This window comes from Rhodococcus sp. CH91 (assembly GCF_022554085.1).
Classification (GTDB): Bacteria; Actinomycetota; Actinomycetes; order Mycobacteriales; family Mycobacteriaceae; genus Rhodococcus.
On record NZ_JAKFYR010000008.1, the window covers coordinates 187,747 to 201,754 of the forward strand.

Sequence of the window (14,008 nt, forward strand, 5' to 3'; positions counted from 1 at the left end):
CGCTTGCGGCAGACGCATACCCCGCCGCCGCACAGGTCACACGGAAGCGCGTGTCACCGCTGTTCGGAGGGGGTATACGGGCGGGCATGGAACCCGAGAATCCCTCCGCGAACCCGTACGCCTTCGTCTTCGCTCCGTCGCCTCTGCTGACAGTGACGCTCGAGCAGGCGCCCGATGGAAGCACCGAACTGCACGTCCACCCGGGCGGTCAGGGCTTCTGGATCGGACGCATGGCGTCGACCCTGGGAATGGACGTGCATCTGTGCGGACCGTTCGGCGGGGAATCGGGAGCGATCCTCGTGGACATGATCAACCGCGAGGGGCTGACGGTGCATCCGGTCGAGACCGCGTCGGCGAACGGTTCCTACATCCACGACCGTCGCGACGGCGAGCGGAAGGAGATCGTGGACATCTCCCCGCCGGCCCTCACCCGGCACGAGACCGACGACCTGTTCAGCGCATCGCTCGCATCGGCGATGTGTGCCGATGTCGCGATGCTGGGCGGGCCGCACTGCGACGAGGCCGTTCCCACCGAGGTCTACACACGACTGTGCGCCGATCTCGGGGCGCTCGGCATCCCCGTGGTGGCCGACCTCTCCGGCCCCACCCTCGGTGCCGCTCTCGAAGGGGGTGTGACCGTCCTCAAGGTGAGCCACGAGGATCTGATCGAGGACGGTCGGGCGAAGTCCGACGAACTCGACGATCTCGTCGAGGCCATGCAGCGTCTCCACGAGGAGGGCGCCGCCTCGGTGGTCGTCTCCCGCGCCGGGGATCCGGCGATCGCGCTCGACGACGGAAACCTGTGGGAGGTGGAGGCCCCCTCGGTCCAGACGGTGGATCACCACGGCGCCGGTGATTCGATGACCGCAGGTATCGCGGCCGCCTATGCGGCGGGAGAGAAGTTCGAGGATGCTCTGCGGCTCGGCGCCGCGGCCGGGGCGGTGAACGTCACGCGCCGCGGCCTCGCGACCGGGCATCGCTCCGCGGTCGAGAAGATGGCCGAGAAGGTACAGGTCCGGAAGATGAAGGGGAAGCGCTCATGAGAGCACTGATCGTCAACGACGACGGTATCGACAGTCCTGGACTCGCGCTGCTCGCACGCGTCGCCGTCGAGGCCGGACTCGACGTGCAGGTCGCGGCTCCGCACGTCGAGCGGAGCGGTGCGAGTGCGTCGTTGACGGCACTTCAGGACGAAGGAAAGCTGCTTCTCAACCGGCGTCCCCTCGACGATCTTCCCGAAGTGGAGTCCTATGCGGTGGAGGCATCCCCTGCACTGATCACCTTCCTCGCCTCGTACCGCGCGTTCGGCCCCGAACCGGACATCGTGCTGTCGGGAATCAACCTGGGGCCGAACACCGGACACGCCATCCTGCATTCCGGCACGGTGGGCGCCGCTCTGACGGCCGCGAGCCACGGTGCCAGGGCAGTTGCGTTGTCCCTCAACGGCACCGAGCCGTCACAGTGGGAAACCGCCGAACTGGTCGCCCGCCGGGCACTCGACTGGGCTCTCGAGAACAGCAGGCCTGGCACCGTGCTGAACGTCAACATCCCGGACATCCCGGCTCACGAACTCCGCGGATTGCGGAGTGCTCCGCTCGCGGAGTTCGGTGCGGTCCAGGCGGAGATCGGAGAAGTCGAGACCGACGGCGACATCTCACGCGCCGTCCCCGTGACGTTCCGCGCGGTGGAACTCGACGAGTCCCACGACAGCGACGCCGTTCTCGTGTGCCGAGGATGGGCGACCGCCACTGTCCTGACGATGCCCTTCCAGGTGGCGGACGCCGATCTCGGCGGGCTGGAATTCACCCACTCCGACAGTCGGCAGTAGGCGGTGGAGCCGCTCGGCCTCGGGATTCGTGGCCGAGCGGCTCTCGCCGTCCCGTTCAGGCGACGGCGGACTCCGCAGCGAAGCCGGAGACCGGACGCACCACCTCGTTCTCCGGCCGCCGCTTCGAATCGGTGACCGCACGCACGAAGTCGCCTGCTTCGGTGATCGCCCGCCGGCTCTCGGGAAGGCTGTCGGCGAAGACGGGGAAAGCGTGCACCTGGCGCCGCCACAGATGCAGATCGCACGCGACCCCCGCCTCCCGTACGGCCCGGGCCATGGATTCGGCGTCGCTGCGCAGCAGTTCGTCGTCACCGGCCTGGATCATCACGGGCGGAAGAACACTGAGGTCGTTGTCGAGCGGGCACAACAGCGGTCCGGGCTCCCCGTCCACGGTCAGGCGAGTGTGTGTGCCTTCGATGTACCGGACGAGCGATTGCACCGCCTTTCCCGGGAACATCGGGCAGGCCGCCCGCATGTCGTGTTCGGCGCGACGTCCCGAATCGAGGTCGACGAGAGGTGACAGCGCAACGATCCCAGCCGGTCGTGGCAAGTCGGATTCCGCGAGCGCCAGAGCCGTCATGAACGACAGATAGCCACCGGCGGAGTCCCCGGCGATGACGATGTCCTCTCCCCGGTAGCCCTTCTCGCACAACCACTCGTACCCGCGTACGGCATCGTCCACCGCGTGTGCGATGGGCGCGTTCGGCAGCATGCGGTAGTCCACGCTGAGCACCGCTCCGTCCGCACGATCGGACAGGCTCACGGCCAGCGAGCGATGGGTGTTCAGGCCGCACATCAGGAACGCTCCACCGTGCAGGTACAGCACCGCACGCTTGGTCGATCGTCCCTCGGCACGGATCCATTCGGCGCCGCAGGAGCCCAGATCGACATCGACATACTGGGCTCCGGGGGGTTTGGGGAGCAAGGAGGCGGCGCTGTCGACGATCGTCAGCGGCCAGGCGAGATCCGGCCGGGCCATCCATGCTCCGACGACCGGTTTCGCCAGCGCACGGACCGCGCCGCGCACGAAGAGCGACCGGACGCTTCCACCGCGGTGGGTGCGGCTGACGCCGCCACTCGCACCGAGCTCGTCGATCGAAGACAGCACTGGAACCTCCCCTGGAGCACCCCGCGAAAACCCTTGGTTTCGTTCGCGTTACGCAGCGTGGTACCGCTGTTTACCCTGAGGTGCCTGCGATCGAAACACCCCAGGTCCGGACAATGGGACGGCAAAGGAGGTCCGAGCGTCGAGAAACCGGAATCCGGCGCGGCGCCGTCGGCCTGCCGGGATCGTTTACCGGTGTGGCGCGGGAGGTAACCGGCGTGCATGGCTACCGAGACCACGGTGTCCCTCTGGCACGATCGTGCCGCGCGGACCGCGACCTACGACAGCTGGAGCGGCCGGCAGGAGCGCTACGACGTCGTGGTCGTCGGCGCCGGCATCACGGGCACCGTGACCGCTCTGCTCCTCGCCGAGCGAGGACTACGTGTCGCCATCGTCGAAGCCCGGGACATCGGGGCGGTGACCACCGGGAACACCACCGGAAAGGTCAGTGCGCTGCAGGGCACGCGCCTGTCGCAGATCGGCCGTCGGCACTCCGCGGCGGTCCGTCAGGGCTATATCGACGGCACGCTCTCGGCACAGAGGTGGGTCGTCGACTTCTGCACGCAGCACGGACTCGACTTCGACCGGGCCGACGCCTACACCTATGCCGTCGATCCGTCGAAGGTGGGGATGATCGACGCGGAATATCGCCATTGCCGTGCCGCCGGTCTGCCGGCCGAACGAGTCACGGACATCCCCCTTCCCTTCCCCTTCCGCGTCGCTGCGGCGGTGACGCTCCCCGACCAGATCCAGATCGATCCGATGCCGCTGCTGTTCGCGGCCGTCGAACGGGCACGTGCCTCCGGAGCCCAGGTGTTCGTCGGCCGGCGCGTGAAGACCGTGGACACCGACGAGGCGGGATGCATCGTCCGGACCGACGACGGCGACATCCGCGCCGATCGAGTGGTGCTCGCGACCGGCATCCCGATCCTGGACCGAGGGGGGTTCTTCGCCCGCCTCGAACCGGACCGGTCCTATTGCATCGCGGTCGAAGTACCCGGAGGCCCCCCGGAAGGGATGTACCTGTCCGCCGACAGCCCCACGCGTTCGCTGCGCACGGCCTCTGCCGCGGGAACGGCGGCGTCGGAGGATCGGCTGCTGCTCGTCGGCGGAAACGGTCACGTGGTGGGCCGTCACGACTCGACCCGCTCCGCCTACGACGATCTGTTGCGCTGGAGCCGGCAGACATTCCCGGGAGCCCGCGAACTCTACCGCTGGTCGGCGCAGGATTACACCGACATCGACGGCCTCCCCGAGGTCGGCCCCATCCTGCCCGGAGTCGACCGGATCTGGGTGGCCACCGGATTCGGGAAATGGGGCATGACCGGTGGGGTGGCCGCGGCACAGATCATCGCGTCACGGTTCTCGGAGTCACGCGATCACGAGGTCGAGGCCTGGGCGCCCGCCCTGTCCTCGTGGCGCACCGAGCTCGTGACGGGTACCCCGACGGCCGTCCGCCTGAATGCGACCGTGGCATTCCACCTCGCGAAGGGCTGGTGGCAGGCCGAGACGTCCTCGGGAGGGACTGCGGAGGACGGCAGCGGCCGGGTGGTGCGCGACTGCGGTCGTCCCGTCGGGGTCTCCACGGTCGGCGGACGGACGACCCGCGTGAGCGCGGTCTGTCCGCATCTCGGCGGCATCCTGCGCTGGAACGACGCCGAGTCGTCCTGGGACTGCCCGTTGCACGGCTCCCGGTTCACCGCCGACGGCAGCCTGCTGGAGGGACCGGCCACCAGCGATCTCGCCGGTCGATGAGACCGCGCCGACCTGCCGGAGGCGAGCCTCTGGTTTGGCTCCACCGGCACCCGGGTAGCCCTCTCAGCAGCTGAGAAAGGACCGCACGAACATGAATTCCGCCGATGGAGCACGACTGTCCGGACTGACCATTGCCGTTCTCGCCACGAACGGGGTCGAGGAGGTCGAACTCGTCGAGCCACGCCAGGCCCTCGAGCAGGAGGGTGCCACCGTCCGGTTGATCTCCCTCGAACCGGGCGAGATCCAGGCGATGGAGAAGGACGTCCATGCCGCCGGGAAGTACACGGTCGACCGCGTGGTGGCCCACGTCTCGCCCGAGGAATTCGACGGCCTCGTCCTGCCGGGTGGCACCACGAACCCCGACCAATTGCGCCAGGACGGCAAGGCCGTCGCGTTCGTCCGGGACTTCGTGGAGTCCGGGCGCCCGGTCGGTGTGATCTGTCACGGACCGTGGACGCTCGTCGAAGCCGACGTGGTTCGCGACCGCACCCTTACCTCGTATCCGAGTGTCCGTACCGACATTCGCAATGCCGGAGGCAATGTCGTCGATCAGGCGGTGGTTGTCGATCGGAACCTGGTATCGAGCCGCAATCCCGGAGATCTTCCCGCCTTCTGCAACGCGCTCATCGACCTGTTCGCCTCTCACCGCGCGAACTGAACCAGGCGATTCTTCGCCTCCCCCACCGCGATCCACGATCGTGGTCTCCTCTCTCCTTGTTTCATCGAAAGGACGCTCAGGATGCTCGAGCAGAGCCCTGTCACCGGTACCACCGTCTCCGTTCCGGCGGCCCTTCCTCAGGGCGTGCGATTCAGCACCGCCGAGATCAAGAAGCGCATCGACGCGATGTTCGACGACGCGGCGATGCCTGTTCCCAGCGAGAGCTGATCCCGCGAGCCGCAAGTCCGGACCCGCTGTTCGGTGCGCCCACCGTTCGGTGTCCGAACAGCCCGAACCGGTTTGCGGACGACAATCCGCCTTGATAACAAGAAGCGGTCGACAGTCGGACATTCGGATTGATTCGCCGTGAGGCAGTAGTACGAAGGCGGGATTATGAACGAACCGAACTCCAACGATTTCGTGGTGGTCGCCAATCGGTTGCCCGTGGATATGGAAACCCCGGAGGACGGAGGTCCACCGGTCTGGCGGCGCAGCCCCGGCGGGCTCGTCACGGCGATGGAGACGGTGCTCCGTTCCAGTGAAGGCGCATGGGTGGGATGGCCCGGCACCCCGGACGTCCACCTCGATCCCTTCGAGGAGGACGGACTGGCGTTGTACCCGGTCGAACTGTCGGCCCGGGAGGTGGAGGAGTACTACGAAGGTTTCTCCAACGACACCTTGTGGCCGCTCTACCATGACGCGCTGATCCCGCCCACTTTCGATCGCCGCTGGTGGCGCACCTATCGTGAGGTCAATCAGCGGTTCGCAGAAGCGGCAGCGCAGGCTGCGGCGCCCGGTGCGACGGTGTGGGTGCACGACTATCAGCTCCAGCTCGTCCCGAGGATGCTGCGCGAGCTGCGTCCCGACGTCACCATCGGGTTCTTCCTCCACATCCCCTTCCCGCCCACCGAGCTCTTCCTCCAATTGCCGTGGCGCAAGGCGATCGTCGACGGTCTGCTCGGCGCTGATCTCGTCGGGTTCCACCTCCCCGGCGGGGCGCAGAACTTCCTGTATCTCGCCAATCGGCTCTTCGGCCTACCGGCGCCTCGTGGAACTTCCTCCGGCGGAGCCATCGATCTCGGAGATCGCACGGTTCGTGTGGGCGCCTATCCGATCTCCATCGACTCCGCGCAACTACACGACCGGTCACAGGAGAAGGAGATCCGTGAGCGCGCTGCCGAGATCCGGCACGATCTCGGTGATCCCGAGGTCATGCTGCTCGGCGTCGATCGTCTCGACTACACCAAGGGAATCGACATCCGCCTCGAGGCTCTCCACGAGCTGTTCGCCGAAGGCACCCTCGACCCCGAGAAGGTGGTGATGGTCCAGCTGGCGACCCCGAGCCGAGAGCGGTTGACGGCCTATGCGCGGCTTCGGGATCAGGTGGAGCGCGAGGTCGGCCGGATCAACGGTGAGTTCGCCAGGATCGGGTCGCCTGTCGTGCACTATCTGCACGCCTCGGTGGACCGGGACGAACTGCTCGCCATGTACACCGGAGCGGACGTCATGCTGGTGACCCCGCTGCGCGACGGGATGAACCTGGTCGCGAAGGAATACGTGGCGTGTCACAGCGACGGCAGCGGAGCACTGGTGCTCAGTGAATTCGCCGGCGCGGCAGCCGAATTACGTCGTGCCATGCTCGTCAATCCGCACGATCTCGAAGGGGTGAAACGCGCGATCGTCGAGGCGATCGGTGAGGATCCCGCAGAACGCAAGCGCCGCATGGAGACCATGCACGCGCACGTCATGAAATACGACGTCGCTCATTGGTCGCGCAGCTTCCTCGACGATCTCCGCGCGACGTCGGATGCTCACGCCGGCACCTGACGGGCAGCCCGGCGGACAGTCCCTCTCCCCGTCTCGGACGGAGAGAGGGACTGCGTTCCTACGCGGTCGGCTGCGGCACCTCGCACTCGACCTCCGGATTGACGCCCGCATAGTTGAGCGGCCCGGCCGCCACCGTGACGGCCACCGTCGCGAGACTGCTGCAGTTCTGTTCCGAGTCACCGAAATAGCCGCGCTGACCCGACGCCACCGCACCGATGACCAGCCAGATCAGGACCACGAGAGTCACCAAACGCACGATCGCACCTCGATCCTCTTCCTGCGCCGGACGATCCGGCCGGGTCGTGATACCCGCACGGAAAATCGAACAAACGCGCCTATCCTCCCGATCCACACATTCCGGAGGTACCGCTCACACTCGGAGCGCTCCGGAGGTCCGCTCACACTCGGAGGATTTCCGAGCTCGGCTCACACTCGGAGGGCTTCTGAGATCGACGTCCGGCGCCGATGTCGCATAATCGGATTTATGACCGACTCGCCCTCCCCCGACGAATCGATGAGCGGAATCATCGTCGATGGTGCACGTCAGCACGTCGGAAGTTTTCGGTACCTGTCTGCCGACGACTCCTGGGAATGGTCCGACTCCGTCGCCCGGATGCACGGCTACGAGCCGGGCACCGTCACGCCCACGACCGAACTCGTCCTGCGACACAAGCATCCCGACGACAAGGAGTACATCGCGGCGCTCCTCACCTCGGTCCGCACCGCGGGTGAGCCGTTCAGCAGCCGGCACCGGATCATCGATACGCGGGGGAACGTGAGGCACGTCGCCGTGATCGGCGACCGGATCGTGGACGAGAAGGGTGAGGTCCTCGGTACCTCCGGGTTCTACCTCGATCTCTCCGACGCTCTCGAAGAGGGCGTTCGCGTAGCAGTCGACGAAGCGATGTCGTCCCTGGCAGGAGCACGAGCGGTCATCGAACAGGCCAAGGGAGCTCTCATGCTGGCCTACGCGATTCCGGCCGACCGCGCCTTCGAGCTCCTGACATGGCGTTCCCAGGAAACGAACATCAAGCTGCGCGCACTCGCCGAACAGCTCGTACACGAGATCGCATCCTCGTCCGGCCTCTCCGGATCGAACCGCAGTCATTTCGACCACCTGTTCATGACCGTGCACGAGCGAGTGCGGCCCGCCGATCCTCTCCCTGCCTGATTGAGCGACCCGCTTCGGGGTAACCGCAGGGCGTAACGCGTCCGACGGCACGCCGGACGTCGGGCGTTCGCGGACCATCGGCGCCAGGAGTGTCATGACACAGGATGTGGAAAAACGTTGGAACGATCCCCGCACGGCCCGCAAGGCCGGGGGGTACGTACTCGGTGTGATCGCGGTTGCGCTCGCCGTGATGGGCGGCGCACTCCTCTGGGGCACGAACTCCGGGCAGGACTGCGCCGACGCGGCTTTCGCCGTCTGCTCCGACCCCGAGCGTCAGGTCCTGGTCTTCGGCCCCACCCTCGTCCTCCTCCTCGGCGGACTCGGCGCACTCCTGACGGCATACCGTGTCTGGAAGCGCGGGGGTCGCTGGCCCATCTGGCAGGGTGCGGGATGGGCCCTCCTGGTCTTCATGGTCGCCTACGCAACGATCTCCGCGCGCGCGATCATCTGAGGCCTCGATCCGAGGCCCTCACCTCGCACTGTGTGCAGGGCCGATCACCGTCGGGTGTGGACACCTTCCGAGACGTGTCGACACCCGGTGGTCCGGTTTACCCACTCTTGCACAGGGGAATGCATATGCGGTGAAGATCGCGATGGTTGCCGGACAAGTGAACCTCCTGCCCGGGCATGTGCCGCCGCAAGGACTCCACGTTCATCTCTCCGAACTGTCCTCGGCCCTGACCCGCGCAGGACACGAGGTGGTGGTCTACACCCGGAGGGAGGACAGCGACTCACCCGACAGGATCCCTGCTTCGGGCGGATACGAGATCGTGCAGGTGCCTGCAGGCCCCCGCACTCCCCTGGCTCCCGACGAAACCGCCTCCGCAATGGGCGAATTCGGAAGTTTCCTGAATCGGGAATGGCGGCAGAGACCTCCGGACATCGCGCATGCCCACTATTGGCTGTCGGGCCTGGCCACCCAGCTCGCCACCCGTTCACTGGGTATCCCGATCGCCCAGACCTTCCATTCCCTGGGCACGGTCGACTCCCGAGTGCGCGAGAAGAACCCCGCCGATGCGCCCTCACGAGATCGGATCCGTCTGGAACGCCTCATCGCACGAGGCGCGACGCGCATGATCGCGACGAGTTCGGACGAAGTGTTCGAGCTGGCTCGCATGGGCCTTCCGCGCACGCGTACCACTGTGGTCCCCGCCGGTGTCGACGCCGAACATTATTGCCCCGCGGACTCTTCCGGGCCGGCTCCCGACCGGCCCCGGCGCCACCGTCTGCTCGCAGCCGGCCCGCTCGATCCCACATCCGGATTCGACATCGCCATCGAAGCCCTGGCGGCCGTTCCGGATTCGGAACTGCTGATCGCCACACATCCCGCACTCGCCTCCGTCCCTCGTCGAGCCGAGGGGCAGGAGAAGGCCCGTCTGGTGAAGATCGCCCGGATAAACGGGGTGCAGGGACGCGTCCGTATCCGCCGTGCCGTCACCACCGAGGAGATGCCCGTACTTCTCCGTTCTGCGGATGTGGTGGTCTCCACGCCCTGGCACGATCCTTCGGGCATGCTCGCGCTCCAGGCCATGGCGTGTGGCCGGCCGGTGATCGCCACTGCCTCCGGAGGCATGCTCGACACCGTCCTCGACGACGCCACCGGCGTGCTGGTGCCGGTCCGAGCCCCCGAAGCCGTCGCAACCGCCGCGCGCCGACTCCTCTCCGATGCGACGACACGAGCCACCTTCGGGATCGCCGCCAGGGACCGTGTTCTGGCGAGGTACACCTGGGATCGGGTCGCCGAGGACACCGTGCGTGCCTACGAGCGGTGCGTTCCCGTCCGGCGCACTGCACACCGGACCGCGCGGACCGGTGTGCAGTGACCGTCCGGTGGGGCGATCAGCGTGCAGTGATCGTCCGGTGGGGCGATCAGCGGCGGAAGTCCTGATCGCTCCGGTGGGCTCCCGCCTGGCCGGTTTCACCGGCTTCCGTCCTGCCGGGCTGCTCCGCACTCCCTGCGGTTCCCCGTGACCCCTTCGAACCAGGATCCAATTCTTCTGCGCGACGGCGACGTTCGTCGAGTTGGGCCTGTGCCGCCTCGGCAGTGCGCCGTTCCTCCTCCGACCGTGCGCGGAGTCGATCCGCTTCGGCCGCCTTCGCTTCGGCTTCCGCCGCGGCACGGCGCGCTTCCGCCTCCGTGCGGTCGGCCGAGGCAGTGCGCTGCTCGACAGCAGGCCTGCTCTCTTCCACACTGCGACGCAAACGTTCGGCCTCCACACGCCGTCGCTCGGCGCGCCGGTGACGTAGCGTCCACACCAGCACCGCAAGCAGAACCAACGCGACGACCACAGCTATCACCAGCAGAACCCAGTCGTTCGTGCTCATCTCAACCTCCTCGGTCCACCGGCGGGTTCCCCGGGGCCGAAACGGCGAAACGGGCACGACGAATTCGGACGACCGCACCCATCCCGACGAGTCCGGCGGCGCCCCACAATGAACCGTTGCCGCCCGAAATTCTCGGGCGGCAACGGTGTGGATGGCGCGACGGGTGCGAATCGCAGGCCGCGCCGTGTGGACGACTGCCGTCCACGACGTCCTTCACGTCACGGGAGCGACAGAGCGGCGAGCACTCCTTCACGTGTCTTGTACGACCGGGCGGCGACGGCCGCATCGGCGACCCGGAGAAGCCGCTGTACAGGACGCCCACTCAGGAAAGCCCAGCGCGCATTCAGATCGCGGACACGTTCGTCGAGATCGTCCAGGACCGCCAGGCCGACCGCGCCGAAGAACTCGACGGCTGCGAGGTCGAGGGCCACGCGGCGTGCCCCGTCGAGCTGTCGATGCGTGAACGAGTACAGTGCGCGTGCGTTACGGATGTCGATCTCGCCCCGCACCTCCACCCACACGAGGTCCGGCTCGAGCCGTCGAGCGGTGAATTCCGCGCCCACGACCAACTCGGACGGGGTATCCGTCCCGATCGGGCGTATTGACCAGGTGGACGGGGTACAGCGGGCCGGTACGGGGATTCGCTGAGGAACTGTCATAGCACTTCCCAACATCGAAAATTGCGGAAAGCGCGACCAGAGCGGCAGGCACGACCGTTGTCCTACCGGAGTACCTCCCGCAACGGGCGGCGCTTCCGTGTTCTCGGCTGTGTGCTCAACCTTCCCCAACCCTAGTCCACGAACGATCGGGTCTCAACATGCCGACCGTGCATTCCGGACGTACCACCCACGGCACGCCAGGTCACCGCGGATGGATTGAATTCGTGACGTCTGGGTAATCTCTGCGACGAACCAGACAGACACGACCCCTTGCACCACGCCCCGTTACTGGAGACATCACGCTCATGGCGAAATCCGCGTCGATCGAATCGGCACGCGACCACAATCCCCCGGCAGTCGAACTTCGAGTAGAGGCCCATCCCGACCAGCTCGCAGTGCTCCGCGCGGTAGCCGCCGCGATTGCCCTGCAGCACGACTTCGATCTCGATACCGTGGCGGATGTGAAGCTCGCCGTCGACGAAGCGGCCACGAGGCTGATCATGGGCGCGCCCGACGACGCGATCCTGGCGTGTTCGTTCCGCATGGCGTCGCCACTGCTGCACATCAGCCTGTCGGCCCCCAACAAGGATGCCGCTGCCGTGGGCCAGCCCCGCTCCTTCGGCTGGCACGTGCTCAACTCCCTGACGGAGTCGATATCGGTCTCCACCGACGACTCCCGTGCCACGATCGACATGTCCATCGCCGAAGGCAGCGCCGATCGGTGACGCGCAACACGGGCAGGTCGAGCGACGAGTACGCCGACGTCACCGAAACTCTGAAGACACTCCTCGCGCTCGGAGAGGACGATCCCGGACGCATCCGGATCCGGGACGAAGTGGTCGAGCGGTGCCTTCCGCTCGCCGAGCACATCGCCCGCCGATTCGACGGCCGTGGCGAGGCGTTCGAGGACCTGCTGCAGGTCGCGCGTCTGGGTCTGGTCAACGCGGTGGACCGCTTCGATCCCGAACGCGGCTCGGACTTCGTCTCCTTCGCCGTCCCCACGATCATGGGCGAGGTGCGACGGCACTTCCGTGATGCCGGATGGGCCGTACGTGTGCCCAGACGCATGAAGGAACTGCACCTGTCGCTGAGCAAGGCCACCTCCGAGCTGTCCCAGCAGCTCGGCCGCGCCCCCACCGCATCCGAACTGGCCGAGGAACTCGGTATCGACCAGGAGGAGGTGCTGCAGGGCCTCGTAGCCGGTAACGCCTATCAGACCGTGTCGGTCGACCGTTCCTCCCCGTCCGGGGACGACGGCCTCACCCTGGCCGACACTCTCGGGGACTACGACGCAGCCCTCGACGAGGTGGAGAACCACGAAGCACTGCGCCCGTTGCTCGAGGCATTGCCCGCCCGCGAACGCACCGTCGTGTTGTTGCGCTTCTTCGGCAATATGACCCAGACGCAGATCGCCGAACGCGTCGGCGTTTCTCAGATGCACGTCTCACGGCTGCTGACGAAGACCCTCGCCCAGCTGCGAGAGCAGCTCGGCGACAACTTCTGACGGACACGGCGTCCGTCGAGGATCGGCGCCCCGGGCACCCGCCCGGGGCGCCGATCCTCGTTCGGAGGCCGGACAGGCCCGGGCCGGCTCAGAACGTCGAGGCGTCGATCACGAAGCGGTAGCGCACATCGCTGGCGACCACGCGGTCGTATGCCTCGTTGATCTGCTCCGCCGATATCAGCTCGATCTCCGCCCCGATGCCGTGCTCGGCGCAGAAGTCGAGCATCTCCTGGGTGGCCGCGATACCACCGACATTCGATCCCGCGATCGCTCGGTCGTTCATCCCGAGCGAGAAGGCCCGCAGCGACAGCGGCTGTTCCGGCAGACCGAGTTCGACGAGCGTGCCGTGCAGTCTCAGCAGCGACAGGTATCGGTCCATGTCGAGGTTGACCGAGACGGTGTTGAGGATCAGGTCGAAACTGCCGCGCAGCTCCTTGAAGACCGCCGGGTCGCTCGTGGCGACGTAGTGAGCGGCACCGAAGCGGATACCGTCCTCCCGCTTGGAGAGCGAGTGGCTGAGCACCGTCACCTCGGCTCCCAGCGCAGCGGCGATCTTCACTCCGACGTGCCCGAGGCCGCCCATGCCGATGATGGCGACCTTCGTTCCCGGTCCGGCCTTCCACCTCTTCAACGGCGAGTACAGGGTGATACCCGCGCACAGCAGAGGTGCTGCGGCCGCCGGATCGAGACCCTCGGGGACCTTTACGACGAAATGTTCGGTGACGACGATGTGACGCGAATATCCGCCCTGGGTCACCGTCCCGTCGCGGTCGACCGAGTTGTACGTCGCGACGACACGTCTGGTGCAGTGCTGTTCGTAACCGGCCAGGCACGGATCGCACTCGCCGCAGGAGTTCACGAAACACCCGATACCCACCCGGTCACCGACCGCATGCCGCGTCACCTCGGACCCCACCGCCTCGACCGTCCCCACGATCTCGTGCCCGGGGACGACGGGATATTTCGTGCCGCCCCACTCGTTGCGGGCGGTGTGGATGTCGGAATGGCAGATGCCTGCGAACTCGACGGCGACGAGCACGTCGAGAGGGCCGAGTGCACGGCGCTCGACAGTGGTCTTCGTCAGGGGCGCGTCGGGCGCCGTCGCGGCGTAGGCGGCAGTGGTGGTCGTACCGGTTGAGGACGTCATGTCCTCCACAACTACTCCCGTGCACGACG

Annotated in this window: 16 protein-coding genes; 11 read left to right on the forward strand and 5 right to left on the reverse strand. The window is 66.9% G+C overall.

Annotated elements, in window-relative coordinates:
• Positions 1-86 precede the first annotated feature (86 nt).
• Positions 87-1,043, forward strand: coding sequence for a PfkB family carbohydrate kinase (locus tag MOM01_RS16690; RefSeq protein ID WP_241386538.1), 957 nt, complete (start codon positions 87-89; stop codon positions 1,041-1,043).
• Entirely contained in the window at positions 1,040-1,828 is a 789-nt protein-coding gene (gene surE / locus MOM01_RS16695; RefSeq protein ID WP_241386539.1) for a 5'/3'-nucleotidase SurE, read from the forward strand. Before MOM01_RS16690 ends, surE begins: the two co-directional genes overlap by 4 nt.
• Positions 1,829-1,883: 55 nt before the next feature.
• On the opposite strand, the gene MOM01_RS16700 is transcribed toward surE, so the two are convergent.
• Positions 1,884-2,936: an alpha/beta hydrolase gene (locus tag MOM01_RS16700; RefSeq protein WP_241386540.1), complete on the reverse strand. Its 1,053-nt coding sequence runs from the start codon at positions 2,934-2,936 to the stop codon at positions 1,884-1,886.
• Between the two features lie 219 nt (positions 2,937-3,155).
• Here MOM01_RS16700 and MOM01_RS16705 point away from each other — a divergent pair, with 219 nt between their 5' ends.
• The 4 genes from MOM01_RS16705 (at position 3,156) to MOM01_RS16720 (ending at position 7,173) form a co-directional block, all read left to right on the forward strand.
• Entirely contained in the window at positions 3,156-4,688 is a 1,533-nt protein-coding gene (locus MOM01_RS16705; RefSeq protein WP_241386541.1) for an FAD-dependent oxidoreductase, read from the forward strand.
• A gap of 91 nt (positions 4,689-4,779) precedes the next feature.
• The gene (locus tag MOM01_RS16710) at positions 4,780-5,346 is read left to right on the forward strand and encodes a type 1 glutamine amidotransferase domain-containing protein (protein WP_241386542.1); all 567 of its coding nucleotides are present in this window, start codon (positions 4,780-4,782) and stop codon (positions 5,344-5,346) included.
• Between the two features lie 81 nt (positions 5,347-5,427).
• Positions 5,428-5,574 (forward strand): hypothetical protein, encoded by a 147-nt coding sequence (locus MOM01_RS16715; protein ID WP_241386543.1) that lies wholly within the window; start codon positions 5,428-5,430, stop codon positions 5,572-5,574.
• A gap of 165 nt (positions 5,575-5,739) precedes the next feature.
• The gene (locus MOM01_RS16720; protein ID WP_241386544.1) at positions 5,740-7,173 is read left to right on the forward strand and encodes an alpha,alpha-trehalose-phosphate synthase (UDP-forming); all 1,434 of its coding nucleotides are present in this window, start codon (positions 5,740-5,742) and stop codon (positions 7,171-7,173) included.
• A gap of 58 nt (positions 7,174-7,231) precedes the next feature.
• Here the strand turns inward: MOM01_RS16720 and MOM01_RS16725 are convergent, their stop codons facing one another.
• Complete coding sequence (locus MOM01_RS16725) at positions 7,232-7,432, reverse strand: hypothetical protein (protein ID WP_241386596.1); 201 nt, start codon at positions 7,430-7,432, stop codon at positions 7,232-7,234.
• A gap of 225 nt (positions 7,433-7,657) precedes the next feature.
• Between MOM01_RS16725 and MOM01_RS16730 the strand changes: the two genes are divergently transcribed.
• From MOM01_RS16730 to MOM01_RS16740, 3 genes are all read left to right on the forward strand, one after another.
• A complete protein-coding gene (locus tag MOM01_RS16730) occupies positions 7,658-8,344 on the forward strand; it encodes a PAS and ANTAR domain-containing protein (RefSeq protein ID WP_241386545.1) in 687 nt (228 codons plus the stop codon).
• 94 nt (positions 8,345-8,438) lie between these two features.
• A complete protein-coding gene (locus MOM01_RS16735) occupies positions 8,439-8,795 on the forward strand; it encodes a hypothetical protein (RefSeq protein WP_241386546.1) in 357 nt (118 codons plus the stop codon).
• A gap of 142 nt (positions 8,796-8,937) precedes the next feature.
• Positions 8,938-10,167, forward strand: a complete 1,230-nt coding sequence (locus MOM01_RS16740) for a glycosyltransferase (RefSeq protein ID WP_241386547.1) — start codon at positions 8,938-8,940, stop codon at positions 10,165-10,167.
• Positions 10,168-10,213: 46 nt separating this feature from the next.
• Here the strand turns inward: MOM01_RS16740 and MOM01_RS16745 are convergent, their stop codons facing one another.
• Positions 10,214-10,669, reverse strand: coding sequence for a hypothetical protein (locus MOM01_RS16745; protein WP_241386548.1), 456 nt, complete (start codon positions 10,667-10,669; stop codon positions 10,214-10,216).
• A 218-nt stretch (positions 10,670-10,887) separates the two neighbouring features.
• Entirely contained in the window at positions 10,888-11,232 is a 345-nt protein-coding gene (locus MOM01_RS16750) for an STAS domain-containing protein (protein ID WP_241386549.1), read from the reverse strand.
• 401 nt (positions 11,233-11,633) lie between these two features.
• Here MOM01_RS16750 and MOM01_RS16755 point away from each other — a divergent pair, with 401 nt between their 5' ends.
• Together MOM01_RS16755 and MOM01_RS16760 are read left to right on the forward strand one after the other, a co-directional pair.
• Positions 11,634-12,053, forward strand: coding sequence for an ATP-binding protein (locus MOM01_RS16755; RefSeq protein ID WP_241386550.1), 420 nt, complete (start codon positions 11,634-11,636; stop codon positions 12,051-12,053).
• Positions 12,050-12,832 carry a SigB/SigF/SigG family RNA polymerase sigma factor gene (locus MOM01_RS16760; RefSeq protein WP_241386551.1) on the forward strand — a complete coding sequence of 261 codons (783 nt, stop codon included), beginning with the start codon at positions 12,050-12,052 and terminating at the stop codon, positions 12,830-12,832. The genes MOM01_RS16755 and MOM01_RS16760 overlap by 4 nt, the downstream gene beginning before the upstream one ends.
• Before the next feature lie 88 nt (positions 12,833-12,920).
• Here MOM01_RS16760 and MOM01_RS16765 read toward each other — a convergent pair whose 3' ends face one another.
• Complete coding sequence (locus tag MOM01_RS16765; protein WP_241386552.1) at positions 12,921-13,979, reverse strand: NAD(P)-dependent alcohol dehydrogenase; 1,059 nt, start codon at positions 13,977-13,979, stop codon at positions 12,921-12,923.
• Between the last annotated feature and the right edge of the window lie 29 nt (positions 13,980-14,008).

Bases quoted from the DNA above. Each gene is read 5' to 3' on its own strand.
- MOM01_RS16690 (WP_241386538.1), top strand. From the start codon at position 87: ATGGAACCCGAGAATCCCTCCGCGAACCCGTACGCCTTCGTCTTCGCT.
- surE (WP_241386539.1), top strand. From the start codon at position 1,040: ATGAGAGCACTGATCGTCAACGACGACGGTATCGACAGTCCTGGACTC.
- MOM01_RS16705 (WP_241386541.1), top strand. From the start codon at position 3,156: ATGGCTACCGAGACCACGGTGTCCCTCTGGCACGATCGTGCCGCGCGG.
- MOM01_RS16710 (WP_241386542.1), top strand. From the start codon at position 4,780: ATGAATTCCGCCGATGGAGCACGACTGTCCGGACTGACCATTGCCGTT.
- MOM01_RS16715 (WP_241386543.1), top strand. From the start codon at position 5,428: ATGCTCGAGCAGAGCCCTGTCACCGGTACCACCGTCTCCGTTCCGGCG.
- MOM01_RS16720 (WP_241386544.1), top strand. From the start codon at position 5,740: ATGAACGAACCGAACTCCAACGATTTCGTGGTGGTCGCCAATCGGTTG.
- MOM01_RS16730 (WP_241386545.1), top strand. From the start codon at position 7,658: ATGACCGACTCGCCCTCCCCCGACGAATCGATGAGCGGAATCATCGTC.
- MOM01_RS16735 (WP_241386546.1), top strand. From the start codon at position 8,439: ATGACACAGGATGTGGAAAAACGTTGGAACGATCCCCGCACGGCCCGC.
- MOM01_RS16740 (WP_241386547.1), top strand. From the start codon at position 8,938: ATGGTTGCCGGACAAGTGAACCTCCTGCCCGGGCATGTGCCGCCGCAA.
- MOM01_RS16745 (WP_241386548.1), bottom strand. From the start codon at position 10,669: ATGAGCACGAACGACTGGGTTCTGCTGGTGATAGCTGTGGTCGTCGCG.
- MOM01_RS16755 (WP_241386550.1), top strand. From the start codon at position 11,634: ATGGCGAAATCCGCGTCGATCGAATCGGCACGCGACCACAATCCCCCG.
- MOM01_RS16765 (WP_241386552.1), bottom strand. From the start codon at position 13,979: ATGACGTCCTCAACCGGTACGACCACCACTGCCGCCTACGCCGCGACG.